The 283-nt window shown below is 76.3% G+C and carries 1 protein-coding gene; it reads right to left on the bottom strand.

The annotated features are described in order from the left end of the window. Positions 1–283: condensation domain-containing protein (locus VM95_RS38250; RefSeq protein ID WP_045706379.1), on the bottom strand; the 283-nt coding region annotated here is incomplete at both ends.

The raw sequence follows: 283 nt of genomic DNA, 5'->3' as shown, positions 1-283 counted from the left end.
CGCCGCGGCCGCCGACAGCGCGCCCTCCACCTCGCCCGCCGTCACCTCGCGCACGGCCAGCTCCGGCGCCACACCTTCGAGCACCCGCTGGTACGGCACGCCGTCGTCCTCGGGGAAGACCGTGCGCAGGCTCTCGTGCCGCCCGACCACGTCGGCCAGCGCGGCCGCCAGCGCCTCCCGGTCCAGCGCGCCGGAAAGCCGCAGCGCCATCGGGATGTTGTAGGTGCCGCTCGGGCCCTCCAGGCGGTGCAGGAACCACAGCCGCCGCTGCGCGAAGGACAGC

It is taken from the genome of Streptomyces rubellomurinus (genome assembly GCF_000961885.1).
Taxonomy (GTDB): Bacteria; Actinomycetota; Actinomycetes; order Streptomycetales; family Streptomycetaceae; genus Kitasatospora; species Kitasatospora rubellomurina.
This window is presented reverse-complemented; position numbering and strand designations above follow the sequence as displayed.